Annotated in this window: 17 protein-coding genes; 10 read left to right on the top strand and 7 right to left on the bottom strand. The window is 66.1% G+C overall.

Annotation, left to right across the window (positions count from 1 at the left end; translation table 11 throughout):
• The first annotated feature begins 177 nt into the window (after window positions 1-177).
• The 5 genes from benA (at window position 178) to KTR40_RS17840 (ending at window position 7545) form a co-directional block, all read left to right on the top strand.
• Entirely contained in the window at window positions 178-1563 is a 1386-nt protein-coding gene (benA, locus tag KTR40_RS17860; protein WP_228404584.1) for a benzoate 1,2-dioxygenase large subunit, read from the top strand.
• A 35-nt stretch (window positions 1564-1598) separates the two neighbouring features.
• Window positions 1599-2135, top strand: a complete 537-nt coding sequence (benB, locus tag KTR40_RS17855) for a benzoate 1,2-dioxygenase small subunit (protein ID WP_139030849.1) — start codon at window positions 1599-1601, stop codon at window positions 2133-2135.
• Window positions 2136-2260: 125 nt separating this feature from the next.
• The gene (gene benC, locus KTR40_RS17850) at window positions 2261-3832 is read left to right on the top strand and encodes a benzoate 1,2-dioxygenase electron transfer component BenC (protein WP_228404583.1); all 1572 of its coding nucleotides are present in this window, start codon (window positions 2261-2263) and stop codon (window positions 3830-3832) included.
• Window positions 3832-4659, top strand: coding sequence for a 1,6-dihydroxycyclohexa-2,4-diene-1-carboxylate dehydrogenase (locus KTR40_RS17845; protein WP_228404582.1), 828 nt, complete (start codon window positions 3832-3834; stop codon window positions 4657-4659). The genes benC and KTR40_RS17845 overlap by 1 nt, the downstream gene beginning before the upstream one ends.
• A 54-nt stretch (window positions 4660-4713) precedes the next feature.
• On the top strand, window positions 4714-7545 hold the full coding sequence (locus tag KTR40_RS17840) for an AAA family ATPase (RefSeq protein ID WP_228404581.1): 2832 nt from the start codon (window positions 4714-4716) through the stop codon (window positions 7543-7545).
• A 15-nt stretch (window positions 7546-7560) separates the two neighbouring features.
• Here KTR40_RS17840 and catC read toward each other — a convergent pair whose 3' ends face one another.
• The 4 genes from catC to KTR40_RS17820 all read right to left on the bottom strand — a co-directional run bounded on the left by catC (window position 7561) and on the right by KTR40_RS17820 (window position 11419).
• Entirely contained in the window at window positions 7561-7839 is a 279-nt protein-coding gene (gene catC / locus KTR40_RS17835) for a muconolactone Delta-isomerase (RefSeq protein ID WP_228404580.1), read from the bottom strand.
• Between the two features lie 27 nt (window positions 7840-7866).
• Window positions 7867-8970 carry a mandelate racemase/muconate lactonizing enzyme family protein gene (locus tag KTR40_RS17830; RefSeq protein WP_228404579.1) on the bottom strand — a complete coding sequence of 368 codons (1104 nt, stop codon included), beginning with the start codon at window positions 8968-8970 and terminating at the stop codon, window positions 7867-7869.
• Window positions 8967-9887 (bottom strand): LysR substrate-binding domain-containing protein, encoded by a 921-nt coding sequence (locus KTR40_RS17825; protein ID WP_139030843.1) that lies wholly within the window; start codon window positions 9885-9887, stop codon window positions 8967-8969. The genes KTR40_RS17830 and KTR40_RS17825 overlap by 4 nt, the downstream gene beginning before the upstream one ends.
• A gap of 152 nt (window positions 9888-10039) precedes the next feature.
• Window positions 10040-11419: an aromatic acid/H+ symport family MFS transporter gene (locus tag KTR40_RS17820; protein WP_228404578.1), complete on the bottom strand. Its 1380-nt coding sequence runs from the start codon at window positions 11417-11419 to the stop codon at window positions 10040-10042.
• A 222-nt stretch (window positions 11420-11641) separates the two neighbouring features.
• Here KTR40_RS17820 and KTR40_RS17815 point away from each other — a divergent pair, with 222 nt between their 5' ends.
• Window positions 11642-12340 carry a maleylpyruvate isomerase family mycothiol-dependent enzyme gene (locus tag KTR40_RS17815; RefSeq protein ID WP_228404577.1) on the top strand — a complete coding sequence of 233 codons (699 nt, stop codon included), beginning with the start codon at window positions 11642-11644 and terminating at the stop codon, window positions 12338-12340.
• 89 nt (window positions 12341-12429) lie between these two features.
• Here the strand turns inward: KTR40_RS17815 and KTR40_RS17810 are convergent, their stop codons facing one another.
• Window positions 12430-13413: an ABC transporter substrate-binding protein gene (locus KTR40_RS17810; protein WP_228404576.1), complete on the bottom strand. Its 984-nt coding sequence runs from the start codon at window positions 13411-13413 to the stop codon at window positions 12430-12432.
• Window positions 13414-13849: 436 nt separating this feature from the next.
• Here KTR40_RS17810 and KTR40_RS17805 point away from each other — a divergent pair, with 436 nt between their 5' ends.
• Window positions 13850-16267, top strand: coding sequence for a PxKF domain-containing protein (locus KTR40_RS17805; protein ID WP_228404575.1), 2418 nt, complete (start codon window positions 13850-13852; stop codon window positions 16265-16267).
• A gap of 87 nt (window positions 16268-16354) precedes the next feature.
• Here KTR40_RS17805 and KTR40_RS17800 read toward each other — a convergent pair whose 3' ends face one another.
• Together KTR40_RS17800 and KTR40_RS17795 are read right to left on the bottom strand one after the other, a co-directional pair.
• Window positions 16355-17053, bottom strand: coding sequence for a type 1 glutamine amidotransferase domain-containing protein (locus tag KTR40_RS17800; protein ID WP_228404574.1), 699 nt, complete (start codon window positions 17051-17053; stop codon window positions 16355-16357).
• Window positions 17054-17077: 24 nt separating this feature from the next.
• The gene (locus KTR40_RS17795; RefSeq protein WP_228404573.1) at window positions 17078-17950 is read right to left on the bottom strand and encodes an aldo/keto reductase; all 873 of its coding nucleotides are present in this window, start codon (window positions 17948-17950) and stop codon (window positions 17078-17080) included.
• A gap of 142 nt (window positions 17951-18092) precedes the next feature.
• Between KTR40_RS17795 and KTR40_RS17790 the strand changes: the two genes are divergently transcribed.
• From KTR40_RS17790 to KTR40_RS17780, 3 genes are all read left to right on the top strand, one after another.
• Window positions 18093-19082, top strand: a complete 990-nt coding sequence (locus KTR40_RS17790; protein WP_228404572.1) for an LLM class flavin-dependent oxidoreductase — start codon at window positions 18093-18095, stop codon at window positions 19080-19082.
• Window positions 19083-19429: 347 nt separating this feature from the next.
• Window positions 19430-22060: a trehalase-like domain-containing protein gene (locus tag KTR40_RS17785; protein ID WP_139030828.1), complete on the top strand. Its 2631-nt coding sequence runs from the start codon at window positions 19430-19432 to the stop codon at window positions 22058-22060.
• 67 nt (window positions 22061-22127) lie between these two features.
• A complete protein-coding gene (locus KTR40_RS17780) occupies window positions 22128-23618 on the top strand; it encodes an MFS transporter (protein WP_228404571.1) in 1491 nt (496 codons plus the stop codon).
• Window positions 23619-23627: the final 9 nt, after the last annotated feature.

Below are 23627 nucleotides of genomic sequence, written 5' to 3'. Positions count from 1 at the left end.
AATGCCTATTTTCTGTCATTATCGGTACATAAAGACACCCTTGGTCGACCCTAGGTGTTTGCCTGATGTGAGCGCAGTCACGAGCGGGAAGAATTGCCCTAACGTCCCAGCTGGCACCGCTGCCCGGCCCGGACCTCCCGACCATCCGTCCAGCAATCTCCAATGGAGGAGCACGCCATGACCGAGAACCTGACCCATGCCCGCGAGGTCCTTGCCGACGCCGTGATCGATGACCGCGAGAACGGCATCATCCGGGCCAAGCGCGAGATCTTCACCGACCAGGAAATCTTCGAACTCGAGATGAAGCACATCTTCGAAGGCAATTGGGTGTACCTCGCCCACGAGTCCCAGATCCCCAACGTGGGGGACTACTTCACCACCTACATTGGACGTACTCCGGTGATGATCACCCGGGACAAGGACGAGAAGCTCAACTGCATCGTCAACGCCTGTTCGCACCGGGGCGCCATGCTGTGCCGCCGCAAGACGGACAACCGCACCACCTTCACCTGCCCGTTCCACGGCTGGACCTTCAAGAACTCCGGCGAACTGCTGAAGGTCAAGGATTCCCGCAATGCGGGTTACCCGGAAACGTTCAACAAAGAAGGGTCGCACGACCTCACCAAGGTTGCCCGCTTTGAGTCCTACCGTGGATTCCTTTTTGGCTCGCTGAAGGCGGACGTGCTCCCCCTTGAGCAGCATCTCGGCGACGCCACCAAAGTGATCGATTCCATTGTGGACCAGTCCCCCGAGGGCCTGGAGGTTCTGCGGGGATCCTCCACCTACACCTACGACGGCAACTGGAAAGTGCAGGCCGAGAACGGCGCAGACGGCTACCACGTCACGGCCGTGCACTGGAACTACGCCGCCACCACCGCCCGCCGCAGCGCCGGCGACTCCGCCAACAAGACCAAGGCCATGGACGCCGGCAAGTGGGGCAAGGTCAAGGGCGGCTTCTACTCCTACGACCACGGGCACCTGCTGCTGTGGCAGGAATGGACCAACCCCGAGGACCGTCCGCTGTGGGACCGCCGCGACGAGCTGGTGCAGAAGTACGGCGAGGAGATGGCGAACTTCATGATCAATATCTCGCGCAACCTTTGCCTCTACCCGAACGTGTACATCATGGACCAGTTCTCCTCGCAGATCCGCCACTTCCGGCCGATCTCCGCGGACCAGACCGAGGTAACGATCTACTGCATAGCCCCCAAGGGCGAGTCCCAGGAGAACCGCTCCAAGCGCATCCGGCAGTACGAGGACTTCTTCAACGCCACTGGCATGGCCACGCCGGACGACCTGGAAGAGTTCCGCTCCTGCAACAAGACCTACTGGGCCACCAGCGCCCCGTGGAACGATATGACGCGCGGTTCCACCCATGAGATCACCGGTCCGGACGAGCAGGCACAGGCCCTGGGCATGACCCGGGTGATCGCCTCCGGCGTGCGCACCGAGGATGAGGGGCTCTACCCCATCCAGCACGGGTACTGGAAGGAAGTCATGGACCGTGCCCTAGCGGAGGAAGAGGAGCGTTCAGCCTTGGAATCCGTTCCCGTCACCGCCTGAGAGAGCCCGCCGGAACCACAGAGAGCGCAGAACCCATGACCAACCTGACCCAAACCGCCCCGGCCCTGAAGACCGCGGAGGAGATCGCAACCCTCGAAACCGTCCGGGCCTTCCTTTACCGGGAAGCCCGCCTGCTGGACGACCGCCAGTTCGACGAGTGGCTCGAGTGCTACCACCCTGACTCCGAATTTTGGATGCCAGCGTGGGACGTCGACGACCAGCTGACGCAGGACCCCCAGAACGAAATCTCCCTCATCTATTACGACAACCGCGGCGGCATCGAAGACCGGGTCTTCCGGATCAAGACCGACCGGTCGTCGGCCACCTCCCTCCCCGAACCGCGCACCGGCCACAACATCACAGACATCGAGGTGCTGTCGAACGACGGCGGCAAGGTTGAGGTGCGCTTCAACTGGTTCACCCTGTACTTCCGCTACAACACAACGGACACCTATTTCGGCACCAGCTTCTACACGATCGACCTGTCCGGCCCGCAGCCGGTGATCCTGAAGAAGAAGGTGGTCCTGAAGAACGACTACATCCACCACGTGGTGGACGTTTACATGATCTGACCTTCCCCGCGCCGGCGCCCGGACTTCCCGGGCGCCGCAGGGCAGGTCCCACTCCGTGCCCGCCGGGCACGCCCCAAACTTTTTCCCGGGACGCGACGACGCGCCCGCCCAGTCAGGAGGACCCCATGGGCCACAAAGTAGCCCTCAGCTTCGAAGACGGCGTTACCAAAGTCATCAAGGTCGGCGACTATGAGACCGTCATGGATGCGGCCTACAAGGCGCGGATCAACATCCCGTCGGACTGCCGCGACGGTGCGTGCGGCACCTGCAAGGCGTTCTGCGATTCCGGCTCCTTCGACCCGGGCGACTTCATCGACGACGCCATGACCGAAGAGGAGCTTGAAAAGGGCTACATGCTCACGTGCCAGGCCGTCCCGGAGTCCGACCTGGCCATCCAGATCCCGGCCACGTCCGAGTCGGCCAAGACGGCGGCCGCTACCTTCAGCTCCAGCATCAAGGAACTCAACCGGCACACGGAGACCACGGTGTCCTTCACCCTGCAGGTGGACAACCGGGATGCGCTGGCCTTCCTGCCCGGACAGTACGTCAACCTGAAGGTCCCGGGCACCGACGCTGAACGCTCCTACTCCTTCAGCAGCGGCCCCGAGGTGGAGGATGCGTCCTTCATGGTCCGCGTGACTCCCCAGGGTGCCATGTCCGAGTACCTGCGCGACCGGGCCGCGGTTGGCGACGCCATCGAATTCACGGGCCCCTACGGGTCCTTCTTCCTGCGCGAGCCCAAGCGGCCCCTGCTGCTCCTGGCCGGCGGCACCGGACTGGCCCCGCTCCTGTCCATCCTGGAAAAGCTCGCCGAAAACCCGCCGTCCACCGCGGTACACCTTATTTACGGGCTCACCCGCGAGGCGGACATCGTAGGCCTGGACTGGCTCCGCGCCTACGAAGCGAAGCTCCCCGGCTTCACCTGGGACTACATCGCGTCCGAACCGGGCACTTCCGCCCCGCACACCGGCTACGTCACCCAGATCATCGAACCGAAGCACCTCAATGACGGCGACGTGGACATCTACCTGTGCGGCCCGCCGCCCATGGTCAACGCTGTTTCCAAGTGGCTGGACACCGAAGGCATCCAGCCCGCCAACTTCTACTTCGAACGGTTCGCACCAAAGGAGGCCACCGGCGGCGACGCCGAAACGGGCGCCCCGGCTCCGGCCGAAAAGATCCAGGCCGAAGGCGACACCATGACCCGCGGCGAGGCAGTCTCTTCACTGGAAACCGGCCGGCTGGATTTCCGCAAGGAGGACAGCTTCGCCCAGCTGGACGCCCGCATGGGCCTGGAACTGGCCGTCAGCGAACTGCTGCTGGGCCGGCTCAGCGAAGAGCAGCTGCGCCAGTTCCGCCGCCTCGCCGAAGCCACCACTGCCTCGGTGGACGGCGGACGCATCACCGACCCCGAGGAGTTTGCCCGTACCAACGAGGAATTCCACGAGTACCTCTTCATGGTCTGTGACAACCCGATGCTGCTGGAGTCCTACCGCCGCCTGGACGTGCACGCCCAGATGGCTGCGGCCCTGGAAACAGGCACGCCGATCTTCGCCCGCGTCACCCAGGACCACGTGGACATCGTGGACGCGTTCGAGCGGGGCGACAAGGAACGCCTCCGCGCCGTCATTACGGCGCACGCCCACGACGCGAAGGAAACCATGGCCGGTGCCATTGACGCCAAGGCCGCCCTCTGATGGTTGAACCGTACGCCGGACAATTCGTGACCCCGGGCAGGTTCGGCGGCAAGGTCGCCGTCGTCACCGGCGCAGCCCAGGGCATCGGCCAAAAGGTGGCTGAACGCATCGGCGCCGAGGGCGGCGCTGTGGTACTGGTGGACCGCGCGGACCTGGTGCACGACGTGGCCCGCGGCATCGGCGAGGCCGCCAAGGCCTCCGGTTCCGGCGGTTCGGCTACGTCCGTCACCGCAGACCTCGAGACGTTCGCCGGCGCAACCCAGGCCGTCAAGGCGGCGCTCGCAGCCCATGGACGGGTGGATGTCCTGGTCAACAACGTGGGCGGCACCATCTGGGCCCGCCCCTACGAGGAATACGACGAGGACAAGATCGAGAAGGAGATCCGCCGCTCGCTCTTTCCCACGCTCTGGAGCTGCCGGGCGGTCCTGCCTGCGATGCTCGAACAGGAATCGGGGACCATCGTCAACGTGTCCTCGGTGGCCACCCGCGGCATGCACCGCGTTCCCTACGCCGCGGCGAAAGGCGGCGTCAATGCCCTGACCCAGGCCCTTGCCATGGAGGTGGCCGGCCGCGGCATCCGCGTGGTCGCCACGGCGCCCGGCGGCACGGAGGCGCCGCCACGGAAGGTCAAGCGCGGCCCGGAAGCCGAGTCCGCCACCGAGAAGGCCTGGTACCAGGTGATCGTCGACCAGACCGTGGAGTCGTCCTTTATGAAGCGCTACGGGACCTTGGACGAGCAGGCCGCGCCCATCGTGTTCCTCGCCTCCGACGAAGCGTCTTATCTCACCGGAAGCGTCCTTCCGGTGGCCGGCGGGGACCTGGGCTAGCGCGTGGACCCCCGCCGGAACGGGCGGGCAGGACGCTCCGGTAGACTTGCGGCCATGACTGCGGGGTCCGTCCAGGGCGATATCGGAGCGGATTCTGCCCTGGTAGGCCGCGATGGGGTGTTCGCGCAGCTCGCGGAAATCCTCCGCACAGTCCGTAAGGGCAAGGTGGCTGCCGTGGTCCTCACCGGGCCCGCCGGCTCCGGAAAAACCGCGGTGATGGAGTCCTTCCTGGAATACTGCCGCACGGGGGCCCGCGGCGTCCGCGTCCTTTCCGCCATGGGCGACGAGTGGGAAGCGCAGTTTGCGCTCGCGGGCTATTCGCAGCTGATGCTCACCTCGCCGCTGCGTTCGGCGAAAGCGTACGACGGCGGCCCGCACCTTCCTGCGGGTCCCCTCGCCTCCCTGAGTACGGACCAGGTGGTCAACTACGCGTCCACCCTCAGCACCCACCTCGAAGGGCTGCAGTCGCACGGAAGCGTGGTGGTCGCCGTGGACGACGTCCACAAACTCGATGTGGAAAGCCTGCGCATCCTCACGTTCGTCATGCGCCGGCTGCACGGCAAGAAGATCCTGTTCCTGCTCACCCTGAACCCCGCCGACGCGCAGCGCATCCCCGCCAGCGTCCTGGACTACCTCACCGGGCACCAGGTGGTCCGCATTTCCATGGAGCCGCTGACCCCGCAACAGGTCCAGGAAGTGGCCCGGCGCCTACACGGCATCGACCTCAGCGTCACTGCGGCCCACGGACTGGTCCGGCACACCGGGGGCCTGCCGCAGCCCGTGATGGAGCTGCTGCGCGAACTGCCCGCCGAGACCTGGCTGAGCTGGTTCCCCTCGCTGCCGCCCACCTCCCGGCTGCGTGCACGCGTACACAGCGTCCTGGACTCCGCGTCTCCCGCCCTCGTTGCCGTGGCCGAAGCTGCGTCCGTGCTGGGCCGCAGCGCCGGACTGCATGAAGTTGCAGCCGTCAGCGGCGTGGAGTCCGTCCTCGATGCCCTGGACGAAGGCCACCGCGCCGGCCTCCTGCGGCTGTCCGTGGACCAGGCGCGCTCCGCCGTCGTGTTCGTCGAGCCCGGAACGGCGGAGGCGATCTATGAGCAGATCGTTCCCAGCCGCCGGATCGCGCTGCACCGGCTGGCCGCGGAGGCCGTGCAGCCGGAGGGCGAAAAACTCGGGCACCGGGTCTCAGCGACGCCGGCAGGGGACCAGGCCCTCGTCGAGGAACTTGAGGATTTCGCGGGCCGCCAGGCCGCGGTGGGGGCATGGCAGGACGTTGCGACGGCCCTGTTTTCCGCGTCGCGGCTGTCCCTGGACATCCGGGCCCGCAACGACCGGCTCCTGCGCGCCGTGGACGCGCTGGTGGGGGCCGGGAATATTGCCGAGGCCCAAACCTGGTCCGCCGCCGTGGACGCGCTGCCGCCCTCTCCGCTGCGCTCTTCGGTGCTGGGCTACCTCTCCACGGTGTCCGGCCAGAACGACAGCGCCCAAAGCCAGCTGGAAATGGCCTGGCGCACCAGCAACCCAGAGCGCGACCCCAAGGCTGCTGCCCAGGTGGCGCAGCGGTTCGTGCTGCACGGGGTGGCGTCCTGGGATGGCCCGATGATCACCGGCTGGGCTGAACGCGCCATGTCGCTCACCGAACCCGGGACGCCGGCGCACGTCGAATCGGAAGCCATTTACGGCCTGGGCCTGTATGCCCGCGGCCGGCTGGGCGAGGCGGAGGCGTCCTACCAGCGGGCTTTCGGCCACGCGGCCGAGAATGCACAGAAGCAGCGGGTGCAGATGGGGGCCGGGTGGTTGGCACTGCGCCTGGACAACGTGGAATCGGCGCTGGTGAACTTCGAGTCCGCGGCCCCCACCGAGTACCGTGGCGGATCCCTGCGGATCTCCCTCTGGGCCGAAGCGTGGCTGGCCCGCACGCACCTGGTGCTGGGGAACTGGGATGCCGCGGCGGCCACCATCGCCCGCTCCAGCGTCCGCCTGGAAACGTCCCGAATGCCGCTGATCCGGCCGCTGCTGTACTGGACCGCCGCCGAGCTCTGGTCCATGCGCGGTGACTGGGACCGTGCGCGCTACTACGTCTCACAAGCCGCGGTCCAGCCGGGAACGTACCGCGCCATGCAGGTGCCGGCCAGCCTGGCGCGTGCCCGCTTCCATGAGGCGCGGGCCGACTATGAGGGCGCCCTTGCCGTGCTGCAGCCGCTGACCGAGCTGGATCCGTGGACCGAGGACCGGGTGTCCTTCTGGCCCTGGCAGGACACCTACATCAACGCCCTGGTGATGACGGACCAGCTGGACACCGCGGACCAGTTCCTGACGTCCTTTGAGGGGCTGCGGCGTGAGCGCGAAGTTCCGTCCGACATGGCGCGGATGGCGTGGGCGCGGGGTCGGCTGCTGGCGGCACAGGGGGATCCTGACGCGGCGCGGGAGCATTTCGAGGCGGCCCTGGGCCACCTCCGGGGACTTAACCGGCCGTACCTGCGGGCCCGGATCAGTTTCGCCTTCGGGCAGAGCATGCGCCGCGCCGGCAAGCGGCGGCTGGCGTCCTCGGTGCTGCGCGCGGCGCGGGACCTCTACGACTCACTGGGCGCGGCCACCTATGTGGAGCGCTGCGACAGGGAGCTCAAGGCAACCGGCCTCGACGTCGGAAATCTTCCCGACCCTGCCGACACGGTGCTGACTGCCGCCCGCGACCATCACATCCAGCTGACGGCGCAGGAGCAGGCGGTGGCCGAGCTCGTGGCCGGAGGCGCCACCAATAAAGAGGCTGCGCGTGCCCTGTTCCTCGCGGAGAAGACGGTGCAGTACCACCTCACCCGGCTGTTCCGGAAGATGGGGATTCGCTCCCGCAGTGAGCTTGCCGCGGCGTTCCGGGCCAAGGACTGACCCGGAACGCGGCTTCTATTTAACGTCGGAAGGGTGCTTGGCCAGCGGCACTACTGAGATCTCCATATACGGGAACAGCGGCAGGTTTTGCAGGATCTCATGGAGTTCGTCGTTGGAGTCCACGTCGAAGATCGAGTAGTTGGCGTACTCACCCACCACGCGCCAAATTTCCGGCCATTTGCCGGAGCGCTGCAGTTCCTGTGAGTAGGCCTTCTCCTTGGCCTTGGTTTCCGCCACCTCTGCGGCGGGCAGGTCTGCGGGGATGTTTACGTCCATGTGGACAAGGTACTTCACGGGTTTTCCTTTCGTGGAAGGGATGGCTTAGCGGTCGCTGCGGTAGCGTTCGAGCTTTTCCTCGTTCACTGCGGTCCCGACGCCGGGGCCTTCGGGGACGCGGATGCGCCCCTCGATGATCTGCAGGGGTTCGGCCAGGAGGTCGTCCGTCATGTCCAGGTAATTGGACAGCTCCGCGGCACGCCTGGCGGTGTGGGCGAACGCGGCTCCGAAGACGACGGAGGCCACGGTGCCCACCTGGGTGTCAATCTGGTTGCCGATGTAGACGTCGATGCCCATGCCTTCGGCCATCCCCACAATCTTCGCGGCTTCGGTAAAGCCGGAGCGCGCCGTCTTGACCGCAAGCAGGTTGGCCCCGCCGTTGAGGATTTCCTTGGCGGCCTCACCCAGGTTGGGGGCAGATTCGTCCGCGGCGATGGGGATGGGGGAGTTTGCCACCAGCCGGCGGCGGCCCAGGATTTCCCGGGCGTCGTCCGGTTCTTCCAGGAACTGCAGGCCCAGGTCGGCGGTGCGGCGCAGTACCTGGGCGGCCTCGTTGGCGGACCAGCCCCGGTTGGCGTCCATGTAAATTTCAGCTTCCTCGCCCAGGCCCTCACGGAGCACACGGGCTGCTTCGATATCCAGGTGGAGGGGCCGGCGGCCCGTCTTGAGCTTGAACGTGCTGATGCCGTAGGTTTCGCGGAACTCCAGCGCCAGGGCAAGCAGCTCTTCCGCAGGCTTGAAGCCAAGCATGTGGGAGACCCGCAGCGAGTCCGTGTAGCCGCCCAGCAATTTCGTCACCGGCTGGTCCAAGGTTTTGCCAATGACGTCCCACAGGGCGATGTCCACGGCGCCCTTGGCGGTCTGGTTGTGGATGGTGCGGTAAAGAATCTCCTGCACCTTTTCACGGTCAAAAATGTCGACGCCGATCAGTTGCGGCGCGAACACGTCCTGCACCACCGCGACGATGGACTTTTGCGTCTCACCATAGGTGTAGGGGCGGGGCGGGGTGTCCGCGATGCCCACCACGCCGTCGTCAGTGGTGAGGCGGACCAGCACGTGGTCCGCCTCGTGGACGGATCCGGACGCGAAATGCAGCGGATGACGGTACGGGATCGAGTAGGGAATCGCCTCAATGGCTGCGATTTTCATGACGCGGAAAGCCTTTCTTGGGTGGGGAGCGGGTCGTGCCCTGGCGCGGTGGCTGCCACGACGACATCCAGGAAGTTGTGCAGCAGGGCCGAACTGCGGCCGCGGAGCCAAGCCACGGCGAGTTCTATGGGAGGTGCGTTCTCGATCTCCCGGTACGCGACGCCGTCGAGCTGGAAAGCACGGACGCGGGACGGCATCACTGCCACCCCGCCCCCCGCGGCAACGAAGGCGAGCATGGTGGAGGTTTCGCCCACCACCTGGGTGATGCGCGGCTGGAACCCGGCCTGCCGGCAAAGGTCCGAGGTGATGCGGTAAAGGACGGATTCGGGCGCGTAGGTGATGAAGTCCTGGTCCTGAAGTTCGTGCATCGCCACCGGCTTGTCCTCGGCCAACGCGCTGAACGAGGGAACCGCGACGACGAGCGGTTCCCGGGCCACCACGCGGTAGTCGACCTCCTGCGAGGCTACGGGCGGGCGGAGGAGTGCGGCGTCCAGCGTGCCGTCCCGCAGTCCCGCTTCCATGGACGGGGTGAGCATCTCCCCGTTCAATGCCAGTGACAGGCCCGGGAGCATCTGTTTTGCCAGCCGCGCGATCTGCGGCATCACGCCATACGTGGCCGATCCCGAGAAGCCAACCCGGAGCACTCCCGTCGCGCCCTTGCCCACCTGGTACACATCAGCCTTCAAGGTTTCCATATCGTTGACGATCTGCCGCCCGCGGTCCAGCAGGAGCTCGCCGGCGGCGGTGAGGTCCACGCGCCGTGTGGTCCGGTTGAGCAGGCGGACACCCAGCTGTTCCTCAAGCTGGCGGATCTGCTGGGAGAGGGGCGGCTGTGCCATGTGGAGGCGTTTGGCGGCCCTGCCGAAGTGCCGTTCTTCCGCGACTGCAATGAAATAGTTCAGTTGCCGGATGTCCACTGGGGTGCCTTCCCGTGCGCCATGCCAAGGGCCTGCCCTGGACGTCTATTGATTCAAAGAATAACCCTAAATGGGTTTACTAGTGCATTCTTTTGACTCAATGACATCCGGAGCGAGCCGCCGGGTATGGGCTGCGTGCTGACGCAGACCCGCTACTGGGGCTGCCCCGCGGAAGCTTCGGTGCGGTGCCCGGCGATTTCCTCGACCTGGTGCTCGGCCGCTTCCAGCTTGCGCTGATGAGGGACCAGGACCGTGACCAAGGCACCCAGGAGCGCAACACCGCCGTAGATGTAGAAGGCAGTGGAACCGCCGATGCCTGCTGCCGCCAGCCAGCCGCCGATGATCGGACCCAGCACGCCGCCCAGGCGGCCCACGCTCGCACACCAGGCCACGCCGGCCGCGCGGGCATTGGTGGTGAAGTAATTGGACTGGAATCCATAGATCAGTACCTGCGTGCCCAGCGTTCCCACGCCGGCCACGGCGATGAAGGCGAAGAGCATGGGCAACGGGAAGTTGAAGGTCATCAGGACCAGGGACGCTGTGGCCAGCGCGAAGGTGGAAGCGATGACGCGCTGCGGTCCGCTCTTGTCCGCCAGCCGGGAGGCGACCAGGCCGCCGGCCACTGCGCCGAGGTTCAGGGCCAGGGGGAAGAACAGGGAGTAGGTGCGGCCGTAACCGTAGCCCTCCATGATCTTGGGCAGCCAGGTGTTGAGCCCGTACGTGAGGAGGAGGCCGCAGAAGGACATGAGGCCCAGCAGGACCGAGGCCAGTGCGAACTGCCTGGAGAATACCGCGGCGAAGCCCGACTTCTGCGGCGCTGCGCCGGCGTCCAGAATGACGCGCTCTTCGAGAAGCGGAACGCCGGTGCGCTGTGCGGCGGCCAGTGCTTCCTCTTCGCGGCCACGCGACAGCAGCCAGCGCGGGGACTCCGGGAGCTTGCGCCAGGCGATGGGCAGCAGGATTACCAGCGGCAGCGCGCCGATGATGAACAGGCCGCGCCAGCCGAGGCTGTCGTGGAACAGGATGCCCATGATGGAAGCAACCACGCCGCCGGCGGGGACGCCGGAGTAGACGATGGCGTTGTAGAACTGGCGGCGGCCGGCCGGAGCGAACTCGGCCATGGTGGCACCGGCGCTGGCGATGACCACGCCCAGGCCGAGGCCGGTAATGAAGCGCATGGCGCCGAAGGCCGGAACCGTGGTGGTGAGGGCGGTAACGAACATGCCCACAGAGAACCAGGCGATCCCCAGGAGCATCAGCCGGCGACGGCCGAAGAAATCGCCCACCGCGCCGCAGATCAGCGAGCCCACCAGCACGCCGATGAGGGCCCAGGAGCCCAAGAGGCCGGCGGTGGCCATGTCGAACTTCCCAATCTGGCCAGGGTCCGCCAGCAGGCCCGGCAGAACGGTGCCGTAAATGACCAGGTCGTAACCGTCAAAGAGCAGGGCGGTGCAGATGATGAAGGCCACCCAGTTGGCGGTGCGGGCCTCCTTTTGTGGATTTTCAGCGATAACCGCATGGGGTTGTGTCATGTCCGGGTCCTCTCGGGGTGATTGCATGCGCTGGCACGACTCTGGGCCAGCGGCCGTTTCCGGGTTCCTTTCAGCCTGACAGGAATGTGATCCATGACATATGAGGTAAATGCCCGGGGTTCCGCCGGGGGGTCTTTTTGTCGAAATTTATTATCAATAGAAGAATATTGCGGAATAGTAAATATAGATGACACTGATCGGCGTCCCCGTTAGGCTGACGGCATGATCACACCTGCACGCCTCCATTCAGACCTGTCCCGCTTGGGCCGCGAAACCGACATGTTCCTTGCCACTGCCACGTCCCTGTCGGACCACGAGATGGCTGCCCCGTCGCTGTGCAGGGGCTGGTCCAGGGCCCATGTGATCGCACACGTGGCTGCGAATGCCCGTGCGCTGGTGCAGCTCATTGACTGCGCCGTCACGGGTGAGGAACGCCGGCTGGACGCCTCGCCCGAAGCCCGCACCGAGGCCATCGCCGCCCTGGCCGCGTTGCCCCGGGAGGAGCTGCTGGCGGAGCTGCGGGCCTCCGCCGGCCACTTCGCCGAGCAGGCGCAGCGGCTGGCCGGCGCGCTCGTTGCCCCGGAAATTCGCTTGAACGGCAGCCCGCTGCCGGCGACGTCCATCGTGGCCATCCGCATCGCCGAGGTTGTGGTGCGCCATCATGACCTGGACACTGCCTGGACCATTGAGGAAGCTGATCCGGACTCGCTGTTGGACGCCCTGGAAGCAGCGGTGCGTTCATTGCGTGCCCAGGGTGCTCCGGGAATGACGCTCGTGACTGAAGAGCGGGACGAATGGACCATCGGCGACGGCGGCCTCCGGGTTGTATCCGACCGCGAAGGGCTTCTCCAGTGGCTGGCGCGAGGAGATGCCGAACATATCGAGGCGGACGGCCCGGTGCCGGCACTGCCTGCCTGGTGAGAGCCCCGGCAGCCGGCATCACGAGGGACTGAACGAAGAATCCCCGCCCTGCGGTGAGCAGGGCGGGGATTCATTCGTCGGCAGGTCCCTTACTTCTTGGGCAGGCCTGCCGGGTTCAGTTCGGACTTCTGGATGGCCTCCGAAGCCAGGCCCCAGCGGTCCAGGATTTTGACGTACGTGCCGTTCTCAATCAGCTCGTTCAGTGCTGCCTGGGCAGCCGCCGCGAGGCCGTTGTCCTTCTTGGTGGTGAAGGCGATCTCGGCCGTCAGCGGCCAGCCGCCGTTGAGGGTGCCCACCTGCTTGCTCTTGCCGTCCTGGGCTGCCTTGTAGGCGGCACCCGCGTTGGGTCCGAACGTAAGGTCCGCGCGGCCGGACTGAAGGGCCAGCGTGGAGGCCGAGTCGTCGTCGTAATACTGGAACTCGACCGGCTTCAGGCCGTTCTTCTTGTTCTCCTCGTCCCAGCGCACCAGGATGGCTTCCTGGTTGGTGCCGGAGCCGACGATGACGCGCTTGCCGGAAACATCCTTGGCTTCCCGGATTTCGCCAATGTCCGAATCGCTCTTCGCATAGAAGCCCAGCAGGTCGTTCCGGTAGGTGGCGAAGTCGAACTTTTCCTTGCGCGCCTCGGTGACGGTGACGTTCGAGAGTACGGCCTCGTACTTGGCCGACTCGATCCCCAGCGGCCAGTCCGCCCACGCCACCGGAAGGACCTCGACTTCAAGCCCAAGGGTCTCGCCCACGGCGTAGGCGATGTCCACCTCGTTGCCGATCAGCGTCTTGTTGTCCGTGGCGAACAGGCTGAGCGGAGCCGTGTTGCCGGTGGTCACCACGGTCAGCTTGCCGTCCGCCTTGATGGCCTCGGGGACCAGCGCAGCGGCAGCGGCGTCCACGGAAACCTTGAAGCGGTCCTGCTGCGGGGACAGGTTAAAGGTCTTGCCTGCTGCGGTGGTGGTGGATTTCGACGTCGGTGCTGTCGCCGCCGTCGCGCCCGGATCGGCGCAGGCTGCCAGCCCCAGCATCGCGGTGACGGTGAGGGCCAGGGCAGCAGCCGGTTTCGCCTTGGTAGCGGCCATTTTTCCTCCTTGGAGGGGGTAGAGGATGCATCGGAGAGTGCTCGTTGCAGCAACTATCCGGCAGCCCGAGGAGGGGAATCAAAGACGCTGAAACGCTGGGATACAGGGCGTAACGACGGTTCACGCGAGGACCGGGGCGGTCACATTCGGATCCATCCGGGAGTGAGAAACCAAGTAGTGCCGGTCAATAGGCGCTTCGGAAAACGAGTACTTAAGGAGCAAAGACAGGTGTGCGATTACGCGTGTGCTGATCCAGCATCAGCCCGTACGTTGAAGTACGTTGCGCCCGCGGTGGGCACATGGTCTTAGGGAGACGCACATGATGAATTCGCCAAGTGGGACAACTAGGGCTGGGGATAGGAGCCTGCGGAGGCGGTCGGGTACCCGGGCCGCCGCGGTGGTTGCGGCTGCGGGGCTGGTGCTGGCAGGAGGCGGCGTGGCTTACGCAGACGCGATCGCTAACAGGCTGGATACCACGGTGGACACCGTCGCAGAGTCCATGACGTTGAACCTCGGTGGTTCAAACGGCACAACCCAGCTGTACGTCGTCAAACTGCCCGATTACGGTACGAGCGGCTGCACGATCCAGGGCTCGCAACAGATCAGCCTCAGTCTGGTATCCAGCAATCCGGCTGTGGCAACAGTATCTCCAGCCAGTGCAACCTTCGGGAGCTGTGGTGCGGAGACCACTGTCACCGTTACACCCAAGGGACTTGGTACCACCAGCATCGTTGCCCTGCCCGGGACAAACACCACCGGCGAACCCTACGACGTGACGCCGGTCAATTTCGGCGTGACGGTGGTGGCTCCAGCCCCTTCCAATACTGCACCCACCGTCAACATCACCGGCGTAAAGCCTGGCAGCTTGTACCCGAAGGGGTTCGTTCCCACCGCTGTCTGTGATGTTACCGACAAGGAAGATGGTGCCAGTTCGTTCGATGCCACGCTCGGGGCCCTATCAGGGCCGGATGCCGGCAACGGCATCGGGACCCAGACAGCGTCTTGCAGCTACACGGACAAAGGTGGCCTGACCGAGACTAGCTCCATCACGTACGGGATCACCGACGGGACACCTCCCAGGATCTCCTACACTCTTTCTCCCACCACGCCGGACGGCTCAAATGACTGGTATAGGAGCGCTGTCGCGCTGGATTGGACAGTAACTGAGGGCGACTCGTCAAGCACCCTGAAGCTGACGGGCTGTCTGGACCAGAACATCACCGCGGACCAGATCGCGGAGGACTTCAGCTGTACCGGAACGAGCAGCGGAGGAACCTCAGAGACGGTCACCGTCAACCTCAAAAAAGATGGCACGGCGCCGACGGTGAGCTACGCCGACGCGACAGGAACGGCCGGCAACGACAACTGGTACACCTCCGATGTCCTGGCCCGCTTCCTGGCAACGGATGAGACGTCGGGACTGGCCAGTTCTTCCCAGGAGGTGTCCTCCAGCGGCGAGGGTGCCGACGTAAGAGTCTTGAGCCCTGCGTTCACCGACAACGCGGGCAATACCGTGCCCGACGGAACCATTTCCCGGTCGTTCAAGATCGACAAGACGGCGCCGAGCGTCAGCTACGACACAGAGGCCGGTACCCTCGGCTTTGGCGGGTGGTACGTCTCCGATGTCCGGGCCAGCTTCAAGGCAACGGATCTCACCTCCGGCCCGCTCAGCTCAACGCAGACGGTTACCTCGTCGGGGGAAGGCGAAGCCGTGATGGTCCAAAGTCCTGCTTTCTCGGATAACGCCGGCAACACCACGCCTGCCGGCGCCGCTTCCCAGTCCTTCAAGATCGACAAGACGGCACCGTCTGTTGGCTACGACGGAGTGGCCTCGGGCACCTTGGGCGAGAATAACTGGTACGTGACCGACGTCGGGGCCCGCTTTACGGCAACGGATGCGACGTCAGGACTCCTGACGTCTTCGCAGACGGTGTACTCCAGCGGGGAGGGACCTGAAGTCAAGGTCCCCAGCCCCCTATTCGTAGACAACGCGGGCAACATCACCCCTGCCGGGGCTACCGTCAAATCATTCAAGATTGACCAGACCGCACCGACGGTCGGTTACGTGGGCACGAGCCCGGCAGCCAACGGCGACGGCTGGTACAACACGGATGTTGAGGTCACCTTCGGCGCCACCGACCTCGTCTCGGGACCTGTTGAAGGCACGAAGAAAGTGACGTCGTCCGGTGCAGGCGAATTCGTGAAGGTCCTCAGCCCTGAGTTCAAGGACCTTGCCGGCAACGTCCGCGCTGCTGGTGAAGCCTCTACTGTGCTCAAGATCGACAAGACGGCCCCGACGGTGACCTTCGATTCGGTCATCGCGGACGGCTACTACGGATCGACGCCGGCGCAGCCGACCTGCACAGCCACGGATTCGCTGTCCGGCGTCCGTGGATCGTGCGAGGTGACGGGATATGGCACTGCAGTGGGGAAGTACACCCTCACAGCCACGGCTACCGACCGCGCCGGCAACACCACCACCATTACCCACTCCTACCAAGTCAATGCCTGGACCCTGAAGGGCTTCTACCAGCCGATCGACATGGGCGGTGTCCTGAACACGGTCAAGGGCGGCAGCACGGTGCCGGTCAAGTTCGAGATCTTCGCGGGCGACCGGGAGTTGACGGATGTCAGTGCCGTGGACAGCCTCAAGGCGTCCCCGATCCAGTGCTCGCTCCTGCATGTCGATGACATCGAAGTGACGGCCACGGGCAGCACCTACCTCCGGTATGACGCCCTCGCCGGCCAGTTCATTTACAACTGGAAGACGCCCACGAGCCCCGGGAGCTGCTACCAGCTCACAATGACAGCAAAGGACGGCTCCTCCATCAGCGCCAACTTCAAGCTGAAGTAGCGCTTACAGCGGTGGCTCCCAAGGACGTGCGCCGCAGAGAAGGGGCCCGGTCACCAGATCGGGCCCCTTCTCTGTCGCGGTTGAGAACTAGCCCAGAGCCTTGATGACTTCCTTGGCCACGTCCTCGCTGGACTGAGGGTTCTGGCCGGTGATCAGGTTGCCGTCCCGGACCACGTTGGACGTCCAGGCGGCAGCATTTTCGATCACCGCACCCTTGTCCCTCAGCGCGTCCTCCACCAGCCACGGCGTGTTCTCGCCCGTGCCGCCGCCCAGCTCTTCCTCATTGGTGAACACTGTGAGGCGACGTCCCGCGAAGACGAACGCGCCGTCGTCGTCCGTTGCACTGAGCAGCCCGGCGGGGCCGTGGCAGAATGGCGCGATGACCTTGCCGTCCCTGTCCGCCGCCGCCAGGAGCCGGCCGAGGTCGGCGTCCTGGTACAGGTCGGCCATGGGGCCGTGCCCGCCCGGCATCACCACGGCGTCATAACCGGAAGGGTCGACGTCGGCCAGCACCAGCGGGCGCGAGAGCTCGCCGTCGATCGACGCGAGGTAGTCCCGGAAAGCTTTCGCCCGGTCCTCGCCGCCGGTCGACTCAGCGGCCAGGCTGACCTGGTCCACGGTGGGCTTCGCGCCGCCGGGGGTGGCGATGTGGACGGTGTGGCCGGCGTCCACCAGGGTCTGGTGTGCCACCACCAGTTCCTCTGCCCAGTAGCCGGTGGGGTGCTTGCTGCCGTCCTTCATGGTGAGGGAATCGGCTGCGGATACAACCATCAGGATGTTTGCCATGATTTTGCTCCTGTCTGTAATTTTCTACTCGCCCGCTGCTTCAAGTTCAGCGTAGGTGTCCTGGTCCAGGGTGATGCCGGCCGCGGCCATGTTTTCTTCCAGGTGCTTCACCGACCCGGTGCCGGGAATGGGCATCATCACGGGGGAGCGGCGCAGCAGCCAGGCCAGTGCAACCTGGGAAGTGGTGGCGCCCAAACGCTTGGCCGCCTCATCCAATGGCCCGCCCGGCTGGGCCAGCTCGCCCGCGGAAATGGGAGCCCACGGAATGAAACCGATGCCGTTCTCCTCCGAGTACCGCAGGACGTCCTCGGAGCTCCGGTCCGTCAGGTTGTACCGGTTCTGGACAGTGGAAACGGTGAAGTGCTTCCCGGCAGCCTCAAGCTCCGCCACGCTGACCTGCGAGAGGCCCAATGCCCGGACCTTCCCCTCGTCCTGGAGTTCACGGAGCACGCCGAACTGCTCCTCGGCGTCCACCTTGGGGTCGATCCGGTGCAGCTGCAGCAGGTCCAGGGTGTCCACCTTGAGTTTCCGCAGGCTCAGCTCGGCCTGCTGGCGCAGGTACTCCGGGCGGCCCACCGGGATCCACTTGTTGGGACCTGTGCGGGTGAAGCCCACTTTCGTGGCGATCTTCAGCCCGTCCTTGTACGGGTACAGCGCTTCGGCCAGGATTTCCTCGCTGATGTTGGGGCCGTAGGAATCTGCGGTGTCGATGAAGTCCACGCCGAGTTCGACGGCGCGGCGCACCACCTCCACGGCGGCGCGGCGGTCCGCGGGCTCACCCCAGACGCCGTCACCCACGATGCGCATGGCACCGAAGCCAAGCCGGTGCACGGTTCCCAGGTCCTTCAGGTCGATCGTTTCTGACAGTTCCAGCTGGTTCGTTGTCTCTAGGCTCATAGGGGCGGCAACATCATAAGTTTGCTGAGTATTCCGCAAGTCACAGAAATAAGCCGGGGGCCGCCGTCGTTATGCTTTGCGTGCCCGCCACGATCCTGCGGGTGCCTCCCTCCAAAACGTTCCTGAAAGGCCGGCACCTACCGTGACTCTTCCCCTCTCCATCCTTGACCTGGCAACCATTGGCAAGGGCCAGACGGCGGCGGAGAGCTTCGCGGGCAGCGTGGCCATGGCGCAGAGCGCCGAGAAGCTCGGCTACCGGCGCGTCTGGTACGCGGAGCACCACAACATGTCCTCCATCGCCTCGTCGGCCACCAGCGTCCTCATCGCCCACGTGGCCGCGCAGACGGAAAGCATTCGCCTCGGTGCCGGCGGCGTCATGCTGCCGAACCACTCGCCACTGACCATCGCGGAGCAGTTCGGCACCCTGGAAACCCTGCACCCGGGCCGGATCGACCTTGGCCTGGGCCGCGCCCCCGGTAGCGACCAGAACACCATGCGCGCGCTGCGGCGGGACCCCATGTCAGCGGACAGCTTCCCCCAGGATGTCCTGGAACTGCAGGGCTACCTCACCGGCCCTACCCGGATCCAGGGGGTTGAGGCCACCCCCGGCAAGGGCACCAACGTCCCGCTCTACATCCTCGGATCCTCCTTGTTCGGCGCCCGCCTTGCTGCCCAGCTCGGGTTGCCGTACGCCTTTGCCTCCCACTTTGCGCCGAACGCGCTGCAGGATGCGGTGGCCCTGTACCGCCGCGAGTTCAAGCCCTCGGCGCAGCTGGAGGCACCGCACGTTATTGCCGGCGTCAACGTGATCGCCGCGGATTCCGCCTCGGAGGCGCAGGCCATGATGCAGGCCACGAAGCGCGCCCGCGTGTCCCTGTTCTTCGGCGGGGGGCGCGAGTTCACCGACGACGAAGCGGACATGATCCTCGACTCCCCGCAGGGCCAGCACGTCTCCCAGATGATGACCTACTCCGCGGTGGGCACGCCCGACGTTGTCATCGACTACTTGGACAGCTTTGGCCGGCACGCCGACGCCGACGAACTGATTGTTGCCCACCAGAGCACCGGAACCGAGGCGCGGCTGCGGTCGGTGGAGCTCCTCGCCGAGGCTGCCGGGCTGGTCCAGGTGTAGTTTCCGGGTGCCCACTTCCGAGCTGCGTCACGCCCGGCACCCGCCGGGCGTCCGTTCGTCAGCCCGGCACCCTTTTGGGAAAGCACGACGACGGGTTCTCCGCTTTCGCGCGGCGGGCGCCGCCGTCGTGGTGCAAGAGGCTGCCCTGCGTGAGACCGGCGCGGTCCCGCCGTCGGACTTTTACACATACGCAATGAAAGGGACTTTCGGGGGAAACTGCCGGGGCTGACCATGGAAGCTGCCCCCTCGGGAATTACTGGGATTCCCGGGAGGGGCACCAACCGGTAGTCCGCTGGCGATCCAGCGGCTGAAGTCCCGGCCTGGTTCGGCTTCAAAGGGGTACCTGGATGCCAACGCCGTTAAACCAAAGCGTGGCGGACTCTGCACTGCTCACCCGCTCCCTCCCGCTGGACATGCTCCGGGCCTTCATCCAGTCGGATGCGGCGGACAACGGCCTCACTCCTGCGCTCCTGGCCGAACTCAAGGTGCTGGCACGCGTTCCGGGCCTGCTGGTGGCCTGCAACTACGGCGGGACCCTGTGCGACGCCGAAGGCATCTCCACCGAGATCCTCCCCTTGGGCAGTGCGGCCATTGCCCTGCGGGCTTTGGCTGCCCTGCCCAACACCCACGCGGCGATCATTTCGGGCCGCTCGCTCCGTGACCTGGCGGCGGTATCACGGCTGCCGGTGGAGGTGCACCTGATCGGCTCCCACGGGGCTGAATCGGACATGGGTTTCGCGCACGCGCAGACCCTGGCCACCGAATCCGTCCTGCAGAAGGTGAATGCAGCGCTCAACGAGGCCGTGGGGTTCCAGAAGGGCATCTGGATTGAACGCAAACCGGTAGCGGTTTCCGTCCACACCCGGCCGGCACCGCCGGAGGTGGTGGAGTCCGTGACGGAAACAGCCCGGGAGATTGCCCGCGCCCACGGGCTGTTCTTCATCGTGGACGGCTCCGTGCTGGACCTGTCCGTGGTGGAACCATCCAAGGCCGAGGCGCTGGAGGCCCTCCGGTCCCGGCTCGGAGCCAGCGCGGCGATGTTCGCCGGGGACGCCCACAGCGACGAACTGGCCATCGCCACCCTGCGCGGGCCGGACCTCGGCCTCAAGGTAGGACCGGGGGCCACCGCTGCCGCCCACCGCGTCCGCGACCCGGAAGCCTTCGCCCGCGTCCTGGCACTCCTCTTCGAACTGCGGCGGGCCTGGCTGTTCGGCGAGGACGCGGTGGGCCTTGAACGGCACACGATGCTCGGGAACGGGTCCTCCACCGCGCTGCTGACGCCGGACGCGAAGGTCTGCTGGATGAGCCACCCGCTGCCGGACTCCGGATCCCTGTTCGCCCACATCCTGGGCGGTGACGCGGCCGGGCACTTCTCCGTGGAGCCGGTCAAAGCCTCCCAGGTGCTGGGGCAGCGTTACGTGGACAGCACCATGATTGTGGAAACCCGGTGGGCGGATGTCACCGTTACCGATTACCTGGAGCCTGCGCCGGACGGCATTACCAGCCTGGTCCGGGTGCTCACCGGCCATGGGGCCGCGAGGATCACCTTTGCGCCGCGGCCGGACTACGCCAACGCCCCGTTCAGCATGGAGGCCCGCGGCGGGGAACTGCATGTGGTGGGAACCTCGGAACCCATCATCCTGTTCGCGCCGGGCGTCACCTTCAGCATCACTTCGGACGGGCGCCATGCCACGGCCACCGCGGCGGTGAACCTGCAGGACGGGCCCGTCGTGCTCAACCTGCGCTGCGGCGATACCGAACCGCAGCCCGCGGACCCCGGCGGGGAGACGGAACGGCGGGCCGGGGTGGCCCTGCACGCCCGCCAGTGGGTGCAGCGGCTTGTCCTGCCCTCCGTCAAACCCTCCCTGGTGCGGCGGTCTGCCCTGGTGCTCCGCGCCCTGGTGCATGAGCCCACGGGTGCCGTCCTCGCGGCCCCCACCACCTCGCTGCCTGAGGGAATCGGCGGGACAAGGAACTGGGACTACCGGTACTGCTGGCTGCGGGACGGGTCCATGACGGTCAATGCGCTGGTGGACCTCGGATCCACGGCGGAGGCCGCCGGGTTCCTGGAGTGGCTGGGCCGGATCCTCGAACACGCACCCGGCCCCGAATGGCTGCACCCCCTGTACTCGGTGACGGGCGCCCCGCTCTCCACGGAGGCCGTCGTCGACAGCCTTCCCGGCTACGCCGGCTCCCGCCCGGTCAGGATCGGCAACGCCGCGGACCACCAGGTCCAGCTGGACGTTTTTGGCCCGGTTGCCGAACTGATCCATGCCCTGAGTGAACGGGAGGGCGCGCTCGCCGATGACCATTGGGAGCTGATGGTGCAGATGGCCTCAGCCGTTTTGGCACGCTGGCACGAGCCGGACCACGGCATCTGGGAGGCCCGTCGGGCAGCGCGCCACCATGTCTACTCGAAAGTGATGTGTTGGGTGACCCTGGACCGGGCGCTCCGGACGGCTGACCGCCACGGCAGGGAACCGGATCCTGCCTGGGCACGCATGGCAGGCACCATCCGTGAGGAGGTGCTGCGCGAGGGCTGGGACGAGTCGGCGAAGTCCTACACCGTGGCCTACGACAGCCCGGACCTCGATGCCGCCGTCCTGCACATCGGCCTCTCCGGCCTTCTGGACGTCACGGACCAGCGCTTCCTGGACACCGTCACCGCGGTGGAGCGGGAACTTCGGGTGGGTCCCACCGTCTTCCGGTACCGGTACGACGACGGGCTGCCGGGCCTGGAGGGCGGGTTCCACATCTGCACCACTTGGCTGATCGAAGCCTATGTGGCCGTTGGGCGGATCGACGAGGCCTGGGACCTGTTCGACCAACTGGTGAACCTTTTCGGTCCCACCGGGCTGCTCCCGGAGGAGTACGACCCCGGTACGGAGACCCACTTAGGGAACCATCCGCAGGCGTATTCACACCTCGGCTTCATCCGCTGCGCGCGTCTCCTGGACGAACACCAGGGAAGGAGGTAGATAGTTGCCGCCAGTCGTGGGTACCTAGAGTGGAGGTAGCAGGGGCCCACAGACCGAAACGAGACGCATGAAGACCGCCCGAGCCCAAGGAGTGGGTTTCCGTTCTGAGCGGGGCCCCATTCTCATCGCCCTGATGCTGTCCACCGGGCTGGTGGCCATCGATTCCACCATCGTGGCCACGGCCGTCCCGTCGATCGTCCGGGATGTGGGCGGGTTCGAGTCATTCCCTTGGCTGTTTTCGGCGTACCTGCTGGCCCAGGCCGTCTCGGTGCCCATCTACGGCAAACTGTCCGACATGCTGGGCCGCAAGCCCATCATCCTGGCGGGCATCGGGCTGTTCCTGCTCGGGTCCGTCCTCTGCGGAATCGCCTGGAGCATGCCTACGCTGATCGCGTTCCGGGCGCTGCAGGGGCTCGGTGCCGGGGCCGTGCTGCCGGTGTCCATCACCATCGCCGGGGACATTTACTCACTGGAGGAACGGGCCAAGGTCCAGGGCTACCTGGCCAGCGTCTGGGCTGTTTCCTCCGTGGTGGGCCCGAGCCTTGGCGGGGTGTTCTCCTCGCTGGGGATCTGGCGCGGGATCTTCCTGGTCAACATTCCGCTGTGCCTGCTGGCCGGGTGGATGCTGCTCCGGACCCTGCATGAAAATGTTGAGCGTGCCAGGCACCGGGTGGACTACGCCGGGGCGGCCCTGTTGGCCGTGTCCCTTGGCCTGCTGATCCTGGGCGCCCTCCAGGGCGGCCAGGGGTGGGCAGGGAATTCCCCGGTCAGCATCGGCATCTTTGTTGTGGGCGCGTTGCTGCTGGCCGTGTTCTTGATGGTGGAGCGGCGTGCAGCCGAGCCGGTCCTGCCGTCCTGGGTGGTTTCGCGGCGGCTCCTTGGCACCACGGCGCTGGTGTCCTTCGGGGTCGGGGCAGTGATGATCGGGCTGACCTCCTATGTGCCAACGTTCCTGGAGGGGGCGCTGGACACCTCGCCCCTTGTGGCCGGCCTTGCCCTCGCAGCACTGACCCTCGGCTGGCCCATCAGCGCCTCGCAGGCCGGCCGGTTCTACCTGCGGATCGGGTTCAAGGCCACCGCAATGATCGGCATCTCCATCACCGTGGCGGGACTCCTGGTCCTGGCCCTCACGGCAGCCACACCCAACGTGGCATTGGTGGCCGCCAGCTGCTTCGTGGTGGGGCTCGGCCTGGGACTGGTGGCCACCCCCACCCTGATCTCTGCGCAGTCCAGCGTCTCCTGGAACGAGCGCGGCGTGGTCACCAGCACCAACATGTTCGCGCGGTCCATCGGGAGCGCGCTGGGCGTGGCCGTCTTCGGCGCCGTGGCCAACGCGGTCTACGCCAACACAGCCGGGGACGGTGCGGCACCCGTGGTGGCCGCGTCCGGTGCCGTGTTCCTTGCGGCGCTGGTGGGCGGCATCCTCACCGTGGCAGCCGTGCTGGTGATGCCCGCGGTGAAGGCGGGCGCCTCCGGAACGGACGTTTCTGGAAAGGATGACGACGGCGGCGCGGCGGAAGAGCCGGCCCTCACCGAGGCGGAGGACACTTCCCGTTGACCGGGCCTC

Source organism: Pseudarthrobacter sp. L1SW, from assembly GCF_020809045.1.
GTDB lineage: Bacteria > Actinomycetota > Actinomycetes > Actinomycetales > Micrococcaceae > Arthrobacter.
The sequence above is the reverse complement of the archived record's forward strand: the minus strand, read 5'-3'. Positions and strand labels throughout refer to the sequence as shown.